Consider the following 13,302-nt stretch of genomic DNA (forward strand, 5'->3'; position numbering starts at 1 on the left):
TCCTGACAGTGTTACCGAACCCAAGCGCTTCTCCTTGCGTGTTGCTCTGTGGTTGCTGGACAACCCGCGCCTGGGGCACAACCCCAATGTCAAGCACTTTGCCGGACGTTTGCTCAAGCAGCCGGCCCGGGAAGGCGTGGTTGCGGCGCAAAGTCGCCTGGGCCAGTTGATGTGCCGCGAATGTGGCAACGCCCGGGACCGCCGTATCGGTCACGACCTGTTGCGCCAGGCAGCCCGTGCCGGCGACCGTCGCGCTCAGCTGGAGCTAGGCCGCATCGAAGACTGAGCTGTCCAACGCCCGGTGGCTTGGTTAACCTTCATTCCTTATTTTGCTGACAGGAATCGCTATGGCTATGGACTTGACCAGCCTGCTGCTTGGCCTGGCGGGAGCGGCGTTGCCGTTACTGGTGCTGGCCTGGCAACTGCAACGTCGCGCCAGTTCCAGCCAGTCCGAGCTATCCCTGCTGGAAGAACGCCTGGCCACGGCCCAACTGGCCCAGGAAGGGCTCATGGCACAGCTGGATGCCAGTCGCGATGAAGTCAGCGACCTGAGTCAGGCCAATGCGCTGAAGCAAGCGGACCTGGCGGCCCTGCGTAGAGAGGTCGAGTTGCTGCAGATTGAGCGGGACAACGCCCGTGATGCTGCTCATGCCTGGAACCTGGAGCGTGCTGCCAAAGAGAACGAGTTGCGGCGTCTGGACGCCCAGGCTGCCTCGTTACAGGCCGAACTACGGGAGCAGCAGGAAAGCCATCAGCAGCGCCTTACCGATCTGCAAGGGTCCAGGGACGAACTTCGGGCCCAGTTCGCCGAGCTGGCGGGCAAGATCTTCGATGAGCGCGAACAGCGTTTCGCCGAGACCAGTCAGCAGCGGCTTGGGCAGTTGCTGGACCCGCTCAAGGAGCGCATCCAGTCGTTCGAAAAACGGGTCGAGGAGAGTTATCAGGCCGAGGCCCGCGAGCGTTTTTCCCTGGCTAAGGAGCTGGAGCGTTTGCAGCAACTGAACCTGCGCTTGAGTGATGAAGCCACTAACCTGACCCGCGCGCTCAAGGGGCAGAAGACCCAGGGCAATTGGGGTGAGTTGATTCTTGAGCGGGTACTGGAGCACGCCGGCCTGGAGAAGGGGCGCGAATACCAGACTCAGGTCAGCCTCAAAGGGCCGGATGGCGAGCGCTTCCAGCCCGATGTACTGATCATGCTGCCGGGTGACAAACAGGTGGTGGTGGACTCCAAAGTCAGCCTCACGGCCTACCAGCAGTATGTTGGCAGCGACGATCCGCAGATTGCCCAGGCAGCGTTGAAGCAGCATGTGCTGTCCCTGCGCAATCACGTCAAAGGTCTGGCCGGCAAGGATTACAAGCGCCTGGAAGGCTTGCACAGCCTGGACTTCGTGCTGCTGTTCGTACCTATCGAAGCCGCATTCTCGGCAGCCCTGCAAGCCGAGCCCAACCTGTTTCAGGAAGCGTTCGACCGACACATCGTCATTGTCAGCCCGACCACCTTGCTCGCTACCTTGCGGGTGATCGACAGCCTGTGGAAGCAGGAGCGCCAGAGTCAGAATGCCCGGGAAATCGCCGAGCGCGCCGGCTGGCTCTATGACAAGTTCGTGCTGTTCATTCAGGATCTGGATGAGGTCGGCAACCGCCTGCAGCAACTGGACAAGGCTTACTCCGCTGCGCGCAACAAGCTCACTGAAGGTCGGGGCAATCTGGTCAGCCGCAGTGAGCAGCTCAAGTTGCTTGGGGCCCGGGCCAGCAAGAGCTTGCCGGCAGATTTGCTGGAGCGGGCGATGCCCGATGCCGGAGGGCGAGAGTTGGAGTTGCCGGAGTAGCCCGGCATTGGCTCAGCCCAGAGGCAGATGACGACTCAACAGGGCGCGCAAGGCTGCCGGTTTCACGGGCTTGGCCAGATAGTCCAATCCTGCCGCGTGTACCTGGGCGACCATTTCCGGACGCCCGTCGGCACTGATCACCACTCCCGGCACCGGCTCACCCAATTGAGTACGTAGCCAGGCCATGACCTGGGTGCCGGTTTCGCCATCGTCCAGGTGATAGTCCACTAGCGCCAGTTGCGGGCGGATGCCTTCTTTGAGCAGCGCTGCACACTCCTCGCGGTTACGGGCGGTCCAGACCTGGCAGCCCCAGCGCGTTAGCAGGCTGTTCATGCCGATCAGGATGCTGTCTTCATTGTCCACACAGAGCACCTGCCCGCCCTTGAGGGACTGCCCGTTGAGTTCCACCGCCTTGTTCGGCGCGGCCACGCTACTGCGGGCCAGGGGTACGTTGACACTGAATACGCTGCCCTTGCCGGGCCAGGAGCGCACCTGTAGCGGATGGCCGAGGACCCGGCACAGGCCATCGGCGATCGCCAGGCCCAATCCCAGGCCTTTTTCGGCGCGTGTCTGGTGACTGTCCAGGCGCTTGAACTCTTCGAAGATCACCTGCTGCTTGTCCTGAGGAATACCCGGTCCCCGATCCCAGACTTCCAGGCTCAATGAGTCGCCCCGGCGACGCACTCCCAGCAGGACCGGACCCTTGGCATAGCGGAAGGCGTTGGTCAGGAAGTTCTGCAGGACCCGCCGTAGTAACTTGCTGTCACTGTCGATCCGCAACTGACTGCCACGCACCCGGAATTGCAGACCCTGTTCCTGGGCCAGGGCCTTGAATTCCGCCCCCAGGGTGTCGAACAGCTCGTTGAGGGCGAAGGGCTTGCGATCGGGGGTGATCTTGCCGTTTTCCAGGCGCGAGATATCCAGCAGGTCGCTGATCAGGTCTTCGGCAGAGCGCAGTGAGCTGTCCAGGTGCAGCACCAGTTGCTGGGCTTCGACAGAGAGTCCGTCGTCCTGGTGGGAAAGGGCGGCGGAGAACAGCCGCGCGGCGTTCAAGGGCTGCATCAGATCGTGGCTGACGGCCGCCAGAAAGCGCGTCTTGGACTGGTTGGCCGCCTCCGCCGTGCCCTTGGCTTCGGTCAGCGCAGCGTTGAGTTGCGACAATTCATGGGTACGTTCCGCCACCCGTTGTTCCAGGCCTTCGTTGGCCTCTGTCAGGGCCTGCTCGGCCTCGCGGAATGGGGTGATGTCGGTGAAACTCATGACGAAGCCGCCGCCGGGCATCGGGTTGCCAATCAGCTCGATGACCCGGCCATTGGGGAATAGCCGCTCGGAGGTATGGGCCCGTCCCTGACGCATCCAGTGCAGGCGCCGGGCGACGTGGACCTCCGCTTCGCCGGGGCCGCACAGGCCGCGCTCGGCATTGTGGCGGATGATGTCGGCAATCGGTCGGCCGACGCTGATCAGTCCCTCGGGGTAATTGAACAGCTCCAGATAACGACGGTTCCAGGCCACCAGTTTCAACGACTGGTCCACCACACTGATGCCCTGGGTGATGTTTTCGATTGCGCCCTGTAGCAGCGCGCGGTTGAACTGCAGCACTTCGGAGGCTTCGTCAGCGATGCGTACCACGTCTTCGAGCTGCATCTCCCGACCTTCGATGGCGGCCTTGACCACGGCGCGGGTCGAGGAGGCACCGAGAACACCGGCCAGCAGGCGTTCGGTGTGGGCGATCCATTCGCCGTCGGCGTTCTGGTTCGGGTTGAAGCCTTTGCCCTGGCGATAGGCGAAGCGGATGAAACTCTGGCGGGCGCGTTCTTCACCGACAAAGCGCGCGGCCAGTTTCAGCAGGTCGTCGATCTGCACTGACAGCATCGAACGTGAGCTGAGGCGACCGCTGATTTCCTGGCCAATAAAGCGCCCGGCCTGCCAGTGTTCGGAAACCCGGGTGCGCGACAGCACCGAGACCCAGGCGAACAGGGTGAAGTTGCCGGCCAGGGACAGCACCACGCCCTGGGTCAGCGGTGTGATCGGCAGGTCCAGTGGGTTGCCGTGCAGCCAGGCCAGGCCGGGAAAGCTGCTCAGGGACCAGCCCAGGCTGTGGGCAGCGATGGGCAGGATCAGGGTGTAAAACCAGATAAAGGTGCCGGCGGCGAGTCCGGCAAACACCCCTCGACGGTTGGCCTGTTTCCAGTACAGCGCGCCGAGCATGGCCGGCGCCAGTTGGGTCACGGCGGCGAAGGCGATCTGGCCGATGGTGGCCAGGCTGGCGGTGGAGCCCAGCAGGCGATAGCTGACGTAGGCCAGCAACAGGATGACCACAATGCTCACCCGGCGTACCGAGAGCATCCAGTGGCGGAACACTTCGAAGGGGCGCTCGGCGTTTTTATGCCGCAGCAACCAGGGCAGTAACATGTCGTTGGAGACCATGGTCGACAGCGCCACGCTGGCCACGATTACCATACCGGTGGCGGCCGAGGCGCCACCGATGAATGCCAGCAGGGCCAGAGCGGGATGGGCCTGGGCCAGGGGCAGGCTGATCACGAAGGAATCCGGCAATACGCTGCTGGGCAGGAGCATCTGTCCGGCCAGGGCGATGGGCACGACAAACAGTGCGGCCAGGGCCAGGTAGGCTGGAAATACCCATTTGGCCAGGCGCAGGTCCTGAGGCTCGATGTTTTCCACCACTGTGACGTGGAACTGTCGTGGCAGGCAGATGATCGCCATCATCGCCACCCCGGTCTGTACCACCATCGATGGCCAATTGATGGTTTCCTTCCAGTACTGTTCCAGGCGCGGCGCCAGCATGGCCTGGTTGAACAGGTCGTCGAAGCCGTCATACAGGCCGAAGGTCACGAAGGCGCCGACGGCGAGAAAGGCGAACAGCTTGACCAGGGATTCGAAGGCAATCGCCAGCACCATGCCCCGGTGGTGTTCGGTGGCGTCAAGGTTGCGGGTGCCGAAGACAATGGTGAACAGCGCCAGGATCAGCGACACGATCAGCGCCGTATCCTGGGCGCGGGTGCCCATGGCGTCGGCTCCGGCACCGATCAGCAGATTCACTCCGAGCACGATGCCCTTGAGTTGCAGGGCGATGTAGGGCAGCACTCCCACCAGACAGATCAGGGCTACGACCACTGCCAGGGACTGGGACTTTCCGTAGCGGGCGGCAATGAAGTCGGCAATGGAGGTGATGTTCTCCTGCTTGCTGATCATCACCATCTTCTGCAGCACCCAGGGGGCGAACACCAGCAGCAGGATGGGGCCCAGATAAATCGGCAGGAAGGCCCAGAGTTGTTCGGCGGCCTGGCCCACGGCGCCGAAGAAGGTCCAGCTGGTGCAATAGACGGCTAGCGACAGGCTGTACACCCAGGCCCGTACCCGCGGCGGAAGGGGCGCGCTGCGACGGTCGCCGTAGAAGGCGATGGCGAACATGATGGCCATATAGGCCAGGGCAACGGCGGCGATCAGCCCGCTGGACAACGACATGGAAACTCCGAAGCAAAGACGCCGGGCACCTCAGCCCGGCCAGACAGTCTGGCACGATGTTGGATTGGCGTCAGTGTCGACCAAGGTATCAGCGCGGCCTGATGTCGCAGGGCTGAACAGGGGCGGGGAAGGGCGATGGCCGCAGGACGATCTCGATCAGTTCATGGAGTTGTGGCACCGGCAGCGGCGCGGCGGAAAACAGGATGCGGAACACCGTGGGCGCCACGATCAAATTCAACAGGCGGTCGATGTCCGGCAGGTTTTCCGCGCTGTCCCGATAACGCTCGAGGATGCACTGCAACTGCTCGCTGAGGATGGTCACGCAATAACCCGGGGTAGCGCTGCACTGCACATCGCGCATCATGTTGCGCCCGGGTTCGGAGCTCATTTCGTCCAGGTACTGTTCGGCCCAGGCCCGCAGATCGCCACGCAGGCTGCCGGTATTGGCCGGCTCGCTGTCCGGGCGCATGCGCTCCAGGGCGACATCGGCCAGCAGCGCCGACAGATCGCCCCAGCGACGGTAGATGGTCGATGGAGTAACACCTGCCCGGGTTGCGATCTGCGGTACGGTCAGGGACGAGCGTTCCTGCTCTTCAAGGAGCTCGCGGACTGCCGTATGAATGGATTCCTGGACCCGGGCGCTACGGCCGCCGGGGCGCAAACCTTCTTTGATAGCCATGGGGTCGCACCTTAACACAAAGAATTTGCTTTAAGAGTTTGCTGGTAGCACACTGCGCAAAAGCAAAATATTAGCTTTAGTGGAGCGTGCTTATGTCCGGTGCTATCGACACTTGCGTGTCCAGCCGTCGCAGTCTGGTGTTTCTAGCCATTACCCTGCTGAGTTTTCTGGCCGCCTCCAGCGTGCCGACACCGCTGTATCACCTGTATCAGGAAACCCTGCATTTTTCCCCGGCGGTGCTGACCCTGATATTCGGGGTTTACGCCCTGAGCCTGCTGGCGGCTTTGCTGACAGTGGGGTCGCTGTCGGATTACCTGGGGCGCCGACCGGTGGTTTTTGTCGCGCTGATTCTGAACATCCTGGCGATGCTGCTGTTCATCAATGAAAGCGGGGTGCCGTGGTTGATCGCCGCGCGGGTGATGCAAGGCTTTGCCACTGGAATGGCCACCAGTGTGTTGGGGGCGGCCCTGCTGGATACGGATCGCCAGCAGGGGCCCTTGGTCAATAGCGTTGCGCCGCTGTTGGGCATGGCCTGTGGTGCGATGGGTGCCAGCCTTTTAGTGGAGTTCGCGCCCTTGCCGTTGCAATTGAGCTATTGGCTGCTGCTGGGGATGTTCGTAGTGCAGGCCCTGTATGTCTGGCGCTTGCCGGAGAGTGTCAGCCCGCAACCCGGTGCCTGGGCGTCGCTGAAGCCCACGCTGCATGTCCCGGTGCAAGCACGACGCGCGCTCTGGCTGGCGTTGCCGGTGGATGTGGCGGTGTGGGCGGTGGGCGGTTTTTATCTGTCGCTGGCGCCATCCCTGGTCCGTGCGGCTACTGGGTCCACTTCGAACCTGATCGGCGGTGCGCTGGTGGCGGTGCTGACCCTCAGCGGTGCTCTGATGATCTTTTCCCTGCGCCAGTGTCCCGCGGGCAAGGTGCTGCGCCTGGGGGCCGGGCTGCTTGCGGCTGGGGTGATGCTGATCCTTGGTGCGGTGCACAGTGCCAGCCTGCTGTTGTTCTTCTTTGGCACTCTGGTGCTGGGCAGCGGCTTTGGTGCCGGTTTTCTCGGCGCGCTGCGCAGCGTGGTGCCCCTGGCCTTGCCTCATGAACGTGCGGGCCTGATGTCGGCGTTTTATGTCCTGAGTTATCTGGCCTTTTGCCTGCCGGCACTACTGGCGGGCAACCTGACCCGCAGCTTCGGTCTGATCGCGACCACCGACGGCTATGGCGTGATGCTGATCCTCTTGTCTCTCGGGGCCCTTCTGGCCCTGATGCGCCAGCGCCCGGTGGTGGCGTGTGGGGCGCCGGGTCTTTGAACCTGACGCTTCAAGGGCGCCGTAATTGTGCCCGGGCCGCCGAGGGTGAGAGGTGCGGCGCAGCAGTGAAATGCTGGCGCATCGGCAAGGCGTTGACCGAGTGCTGCTGATCGAGTCTAGAGGCATTGCTGAGATGCTTATCTGTAAAATAGATAACAGATAGAGAAATTACCCGTTATATAGATATTCGATTGGGTTCTATCATGTTTCCTACCTCATCGGAGGACAGGAGACACGACCATGACATGCCCCAATAGCGTTAAAACCGGCCACCGGCCATTGAGCCAACTGCCGCACCCCCTCGAAGCCATTCGCCAATTCACCCCCAACTGGTTCGCCGCCACCATGGGCACTGGAGTTCTGGCTCTGGCCCTGGCCCAGTGGCCGGCCGAGGTTCCAGGCTTGCGCCAGGTGGCAGAAGGCTTCTGGTGGCTGACCATTGCCCTGTTCCTGCTGTTTACCGCGATGTATACCGCGCGCTGGGTGCTGTTCTTCGATGAAGCACGGCGGATTTTCGGTCACTCCACTGTTTCGATGTTCTTCGGCACCATCCCCATGGGCCTGGCCACCATCATCAATGGCTTGCTGGTATTCGGCATTCCCCGTTGGGGCGATGGCGTGGTCGAGGTTGCGCAAGTGCTGTGGTGGCTGGATGTGGCCATGTCCCTGGCCTGCGGGATCCTGATTCCCTACATGATGTTCACCCGCCAGGAACACAGCATCGACCAGATGACCGCTGTCTGGCTGTTGCCGGTGGTGGCAGCCGAAGTGGCGGCGGCCAGCGGTGGCCTGCTGGCGCCCCATCTGCAGGATGCCCACGCACAATTAGTGATGCTCAGTACCAGCTACGTGTTGTGGGCCTTTTCGCTGCCGGTGGCGTTCAGCATCCTGACCATCCTGCTGTTGCGCATGGCCCTGCATAAACTGCCCCATGAAAGCATGGCGGCGTCGAGCTGGCTGGCCTTGGGTCCGATCGGCACCGGTGCCTTGGGCATGCTGGTGTTGGGGGCTGACGCACCGGCGATCTTTGCCGCCAATGGCCTGCCGGGCGTCGGTGAAATCGCCGCCGGCCTGGGGCTGGTGGCAGGGCTCACACTGTGGGGGTTCGGCCTGTGGTGGATGCTGATGGCCGTGCTGATTACCCGTCGCTACCTGCGCGAAGGCATTCCCTTCAACCTCGGCTGGTGGGGCTTTACCTTCCCGCTGGGCGTGTATTCTCTGGCCACCCTGAAGCTGGGCAGCACTTTGCACCTGGGGTTCTTCAGTGTGTTTGGCGCGGTGCTGGTGGCGGCGCTGGCGGTGATGTGGCTGATCGTGGCCAAACGCACGCTGCAGGGTGCTTATAAAGGAGAGCTGTTTGTCTCGCCGTGCATTGCGGGGTTACGGAAATAATCGGCAAAGATAGGTAAGGTTGTGGCCTGGATCGATATTCGACATTCCAATAACAGTATCCACGCCACTCAGGGACATGGAAGATGAGTCACCCTTCGCAGTTCACCTTGCTTCGCAAGCGGCGGTTCCTGCCGTTTTTTATCACGCAATCCCTCGGTGCCTTCAACGACAACATCTTCAAGCAGTCGCTGATCCTGGCCATTCTCTACAAGCTGAGCATCGAGGGTGACCGGTCGATCTGGGTCAATCTCTGCGCCTTGCTGTTCATCCTGCCGTTCTTCCTGTTTTCCGCCCTGGCCGGGCAGTTTGGCGAGAAGTTCGCCAAGGACTCGCTGATCCGTCTGATCAAACTGGGGGAGATCGTGATCATGGTGGTGGGGGCGGTGGGATTCGCCTTCGATCACCTGTCGCTGATGCTGGTGGCGCTGTTTGCCATGGGCACCCACTCGGCGCTGTTCGGCCCGGTGAAGTATTCGATCCTGCCCCAGGCCTTGCGTGAAGAGGAGCTGGTGGGGGGCAACGGCTTGGTGGAGATGGGCACATTCCTGGCGATCCTTGCAGGTACTATCGGCGCCGGGGTCATGATGTCCTCGGAGCATTACGCGCCGATTGTTTCCAGTGCCATGATCGGTGTGGCCGTGCTGGGCTACCTGGCCAGCCGCGCCATTCCCAGAGCTGCCGCCGCGACCCCGGAAATGCGCCTGAACTGGAATATCTTCAGCCAGTCCTGGGCCACCCTGCGCCTGGGCCTGGGGCAGACCCCGGCGGTGTCGCGCTCGATTGTCGGCAACTCCTGGTTCTGGTTCGTCGGTGCCATCTACCTGACCCAGATCCCGGCCTATGCCAAGGAGTGGATGCACGGCGACGAGACCGTGGTGACCCTGATCCTGACCGTGTTCTCGGTGGGGATTGCCGTGGGCTCGATGCTTTGCGAGAAGCTGTCGGGGCGCAAAGTGGAGATCGGCCTGGTGCCGTTCGGTTCCTTCGGTCTGACGGTGTTCGGCCTGCTGCTGTGGTGGCATTCCGGGGGTATCCCGGAAAGCGCCACGGGTCATGGCTGGGTCGAGGTACTGGGCTTCGCCCATGCCTGGTGGGTGCTGTTCGACGTGCTTGGCCTCGGGATCTTCGGCGGCTTCTATATAGTGCCGCTGTACGCCCTGATTCAGTCCCGGACCCCGGAGAACGAGCGGGCCCGGGTGATAGCCGCCAACAACATTCTCAATGCGCTGTTCATGGTGGTGTCGGCGATTGTCTCCATCGTGATGCTGAGCATGGTCCAACTGACCATTCCCCACCTGTTCCTGGTGGTATCGCTGCTCAATATCGCGGTCAACGTCTACATCTTCAACGTGGTGCCCGAGTTCAGCATGCGCTTCATGATCTGGCTGCTGAGCCATTCCATGTACCGAGTCGAGCATCGCAACCTGGAGCAGATCCCTGATGAAGGTGCCGCGCTGCTGGTGTGCAACCATGTGTCATTCGTCGATGCCTTGCTGATCGGCGGTGCGGTGCGTCGGCCGATTCGCTTTGTCATGTACTACAAGATCTACAACCTGCCGGTGTTGAACTTCATCTTTCGCACCGCCGGGACCATTCCCATTGCCGGCCGGCATGAGGACCTGCAGATCTATGAAAAAGCCTTCCAGCGCATTGCCCAGTACCTGCGTGATGGCGAGCTGGTGTGCATTTTTCCCGAGGGCAAGCTGACTGCCGATGGCGAGATCAATGAGTTCAAGGGCGGGTTGACACGGATTCTCGAGGAAACCCCGGTACCGGTGATTCCCATGGCCCTGCAAGGCTTGTGGGGCAGCTTCTTCAGTCGCGATCCGAGCAAGGGCTTCTTCCATCGCATCTGGTCGCGGGTGACCCTGGTGGCCGGGCAGACAGTGGCGGTGGACGCGGCCGAACCGGCGCAGTTGCAGGCCATGGTGGCGCAGTTGCGGGGCCCACGGCGCTAGTTGTCGCTGGATACAAAAACGCCCGCACATTTGCGGGCGTTTCCATTTCTGCCTGGGGCTTTCAGCTGGCGCTGACTTTCAGGCCCACCAGGCCGGCGATGATCAGCGCCACGCTGACCAGGCGCACCAGGGCCATGGATTCGCCAAACAGGATGATGCCGGCGATCACTGTGCCGACGGCACCGACTCCGGTCCAGATGGCATAGGCCGTGCCCAGGGGTAGCTCCTTCATCGCCAGGCCCAGCAGGCCGAGGCTGATGGCCATGGCAATGATGGTCAGGGCGGTGGGCAGCGGACGGCTGAAACCATCGGTGTATTTCAGGCCGACGGCCCAGCCCACTTCAAACAAACCGGCAAAAAACAGAATGATCCAGGACATGCCTACCTCATCGGTTGATGGGGTCGTCCCCAGAATTGATCGCTCGAATGAGTCGCGAGGTCGTCCTCGCGATGCGCAGTATACTGCCCACTCTGGCGTGTGCGAGTGTTTTTTTCCTCAGTCATGGCCTTGCTGTGTTTGCAGCTTTGGTTCGCAGGGATCCTCCATCCGCCGGAAATAGGTCGAGAGCAGGGCCCCGGAAATATTGTGCCAGACGCTGAATAAAGCGCTGGGCACCGCCGCCAGTGGCGAGAAATGAGCGCTGGCCAGGGCCGCGCCCAGGCCGGAGTTCTGCATGCCGACTTCCAGGGCCAGGGATTTGCGCTGCGCCAGTGGCAGCTTGAACAGGCGCCCGGTGAAGTAGCCCAGCAGGTAGCCGAAGCTGTTGTGCAGCATCACCACGGCCATGATCAACAGGCCCGACTCGGCGATTTTCGCCTGACTGGCGGCCACCACTGCGGTGACGATGATGACGATGCTCACCACGGAAACCAGCGGCAGTACTTCCACCGCGTGCTGCACCCTGTAGCCCAGCAGGCGCTGGGCAGCCACCCCCAGCACGATCGGCAGCAGCACCACTTGCAGGATCGACCAGAACAGGTCCATGAAGGACACCGGCAGCCAGGCCGAAGCCAACAACCAGATCAGCGCCGGGGTCAGCAGCGGGGCCAGCAGCGTGGTGACCGCGGCGATGGCCACTGACAACGCCAGGTCGCCGCGAGCCAGCCAGGTCATCACGTTGGAAGAGGTGCCGCTTGGGCAGCAGCCAACCAGGATCACTCCGACGGCGATTTCCGGCGGTAGGTGGAACGCCTGGCAGAGCACCCAGGCTACCCCGGGCATGATCACGAAATGCGCCACCACTCCCAGGGCCACGCGCCATGGGTGGCGGGCTACTTCGGCGAAGTCTTCGAGTTTCAGGGTCAGGCCCATGCCGAACATCACCAGGCCCAGCAGCGGCACGATGGTGCCCTTGAGGCCGATGAACCAGCCGGGCTGGAAGAATGCCAGGATGGCAAAGATCAGTACCCAGTAAGCGAAGGTATTGCCGACAAAGCGGCTCAGTGCAGCCAGTGCGCGCATGACCTGTTCCTTATTATGTGAAAACGCCACCGGAGGTGGTGGCGTCTAGTGCGCAGCGGTTATCCGGGCAAGGCGTCAGATGCCCTGCGGAATCTCCTCGCCGCCCAGGGCTTCGAACAGCGCCGGCAGGAAGTCGCCGAAGGTCAGCATCATCAGGGTGAAGCTGGCGTCCTGCTGGCCGAGGGCTTCATCGCCGCCGTCCTGTTCTGCCTGATCCTGCAGCAGGTCTTCGAACTTCAGGCGCTTGACCACCATCTTGTCGTCGAGCATGAAGGACAGTTTGTCCTGCCAGGCCAGGGACAGTTGGGTGACCACCTTGCCGGTGCTCAGGTGCAGCTGGATTTCCTCGCCGGTCAGGTCCTGGCGCTTGCAGCGCACGATGCCGCCGTCTTCGTGGGTGTCGCGCAGTTCGCACTCATCAAGGACGAAGAAATCGTCGGCGGCTTTCTGGGTCTTGACCCAGTCGGTCATGATCGCGGTTGGGGCGGTCTTCACGGTCAGAGGGCGGACCGGCAGGGTGCCGAGGACTTCGCGCAGGGTGGAGAGCAGGTCTTCGGCGCGCTTCGGGCTGGCCGAGTTGACCAGGATCAGCCCCTGCTTCGGCGCAATGGCGGCGAAGGTCGAGGAGCGGCGGATAAAGGCACGGGGCAGGAAGGCCTGGATGATTTCATCCTTGATCTGGTCGCGCTCCTTCTTATAGACCTTGCGCATCTGTTCGGCTTCGATCTCTTCGACCTTTTCCTTCACCGCGTCGCGCACCACGCTGCCGGGCAGGATGCGTTCTTCCTTGCGCGCGGCGACCAGCATGAAGTCCTGGCTGACATGAACCAGCGGGGCGTCTTCACCTTTACCGAAAGGGGCGACGAAACCGTAAGTGGTCAACTCCTGGCTTGCACAGGGGCGCGCCAGTTTGGTCGCCAGTGCAGTTTCCAGCGCCTCAGCATCAAAAGGCAGATCTTGGGTCAGGCGATAGATCAGCAGGTTTTTGAACCACATGGGGTGAATCTCTCCTTTATACAAAGGAGGGCATTATTCTCTTCGCTGCTGCTCAGGCCAACCCTTCGCTAAGCCTTTGGAAGGCCTGAAAAAATTATTATAAAAAGTGCTTGCCAGAGTGAGGCCTGCTCCGTAGAATGCGCGCCACACCGAACGTGAAGGGTGATTAGCTCAGCTGGGAGAGCGTCTGCCTTACAAGCAG

The 13,302-nt window shown here is 62.0% G+C and carries 10 protein-coding genes; 5 read left to right on the forward strand and 5 right to left on the reverse strand.

Annotated features, from left to right (window positions below):
- Positions 1-286, forward strand: a 286-nt coding sequence (locus BLX41_RS24395) for an SEL1-like repeat protein (protein WP_259745143.1), incomplete at its 5' end; no start/stop codon positions are given.
- A 175-nt stretch (positions 287-461) separates the two neighbouring features.
- Positions 462-1,829, forward strand: a complete 1,368-nt coding sequence (locus tag BLX41_RS24400; protein WP_185073782.1) for a DNA recombination protein RmuC — start codon at positions 462-464, stop codon at positions 1,827-1,829.
- A gap of 12 nt (positions 1,830-1,841) precedes the next feature.
- Here the strand turns inward: BLX41_RS24400 and BLX41_RS24405 are convergent, their stop codons facing one another.
- Both BLX41_RS24405 and BLX41_RS24410 read right to left on the reverse strand, forming a co-directional pair.
- Positions 1,842-5,315: a hybrid sensor histidine kinase/response regulator gene (locus BLX41_RS24405; RefSeq protein ID WP_123726949.1), complete on the reverse strand. Its 3,474-nt coding sequence runs from the start codon at positions 5,313-5,315 to the stop codon at positions 1,842-1,844.
- An 88-nt stretch (positions 5,316-5,403) separates the two neighbouring features.
- On the reverse strand, positions 5,404-5,994 hold the full coding sequence (locus BLX41_RS24410) for a TetR/AcrR family transcriptional regulator (protein WP_123726950.1): 591 nt from the start codon (positions 5,992-5,994) through the stop codon (positions 5,404-5,406).
- A 92-nt stretch (positions 5,995-6,086) separates the two neighbouring features.
- Between BLX41_RS24410 and BLX41_RS24415 the strand changes: the two genes are divergently transcribed.
- The 3 genes from BLX41_RS24415 (at position 6,087) to BLX41_RS24425 (ending at position 10,642) form a co-directional block, all read left to right on the forward strand.
- Positions 6,087-7,292 carry an MFS transporter gene (locus BLX41_RS24415; RefSeq protein WP_123726951.1) on the forward strand — a complete coding sequence of 402 codons (1,206 nt, stop codon included), beginning with the start codon at positions 6,087-6,089 and terminating at the stop codon, positions 7,290-7,292.
- A 240-nt stretch (positions 7,293-7,532) separates the two neighbouring features.
- Positions 7,533-8,684 carry a TDT family transporter gene (locus BLX41_RS24420; protein ID WP_123726952.1) on the forward strand — a complete coding sequence of 384 codons (1,152 nt, stop codon included), beginning with the start codon at positions 7,533-7,535 and terminating at the stop codon, positions 8,682-8,684.
- An 83-nt stretch (positions 8,685-8,767) separates the two neighbouring features.
- Complete coding sequence (locus BLX41_RS24425) at positions 8,768-10,642, forward strand: MFS transporter (protein ID WP_123726953.1); 1,875 nt, start codon at positions 8,768-8,770, stop codon at positions 10,640-10,642.
- A gap of 61 nt (positions 10,643-10,703) precedes the next feature.
- Here the strand turns inward: BLX41_RS24425 and sugE are convergent, their stop codons facing one another.
- From sugE to rdgC, 3 genes are all read right to left on the reverse strand, one after another.
- Positions 10,704-11,021 (reverse strand): quaternary ammonium compound efflux SMR transporter SugE, encoded by a 318-nt coding sequence (gene sugE / locus BLX41_RS24430; protein ID WP_011062672.1) that lies wholly within the window; start codon positions 11,019-11,021, stop codon positions 10,704-10,706.
- Positions 11,022-11,138: 117 nt separating this feature from the next.
- Positions 11,139-12,104, reverse strand: a complete 966-nt coding sequence (locus BLX41_RS24435; RefSeq protein WP_123726954.1) for a bile acid:sodium symporter family protein — start codon at positions 12,102-12,104, stop codon at positions 11,139-11,141.
- 75 nt (positions 12,105-12,179) lie between these two features.
- On the reverse strand, positions 12,180-13,100 hold the full coding sequence (gene rdgC, locus BLX41_RS24440) for a recombination-associated protein RdgC (RefSeq protein WP_123726955.1): 921 nt from the start codon (positions 13,098-13,100) through the stop codon (positions 12,180-12,182).
- Positions 13,101-13,302 lie beyond the last annotated feature (202 nt).

It is taken from the genome of Pseudomonas protegens (assembly GCF_003732485.1).
Taxonomy (GTDB): domain Bacteria; phylum Pseudomonadota; class Gammaproteobacteria; order Pseudomonadales; family Pseudomonadaceae; genus Aquipseudomonas; species Aquipseudomonas protegens_B.

Coding starts and splice junctions, on each gene's coding strand:
- BLX41_RS24435 (WP_123726954.1), bottom strand. CDS start 12,104: ATGCGCGCACTGGCTGCACTGAGCCGCTTTGTCGGCAATACCTTCGCT.
- BLX41_RS24410 (WP_123726950.1), bottom strand. CDS start 5,994: ATGGCTATCAAAGAAGGTTTGCGCCCCGGCGGCCGTAGCGCCCGGGTC.
- BLX41_RS24420 (WP_123726952.1), top strand. CDS start 7,533: ATGACATGCCCCAATAGCGTTAAAACCGGCCACCGGCCATTGAGCCAA.
- BLX41_RS24425 (WP_123726953.1), top strand. CDS start 8,768: ATGAGTCACCCTTCGCAGTTCACCTTGCTTCGCAAGCGGCGGTTCCTG.
- sugE (WP_011062672.1), bottom strand. CDS start 11,021: ATGTCCTGGATCATTCTGTTTTTTGCCGGTTTGTTTGAAGTGGGCTGG.
- BLX41_RS24405 (WP_123726949.1), bottom strand. CDS start 5,315: ATGTCGTTGTCCAGCGGGCTGATCGCCGCCGTTGCCCTGGCCTATATG.
- rdgC (WP_123726955.1), bottom strand. CDS start 13,100: ATGTGGTTCAAAAACCTGCTGATCTATCGCCTGACCCAAGATCTGCCT.
- BLX41_RS24415 (WP_123726951.1), top strand. CDS start 6,087: ATGTCCGGTGCTATCGACACTTGCGTGTCCAGCCGTCGCAGTCTGGTG.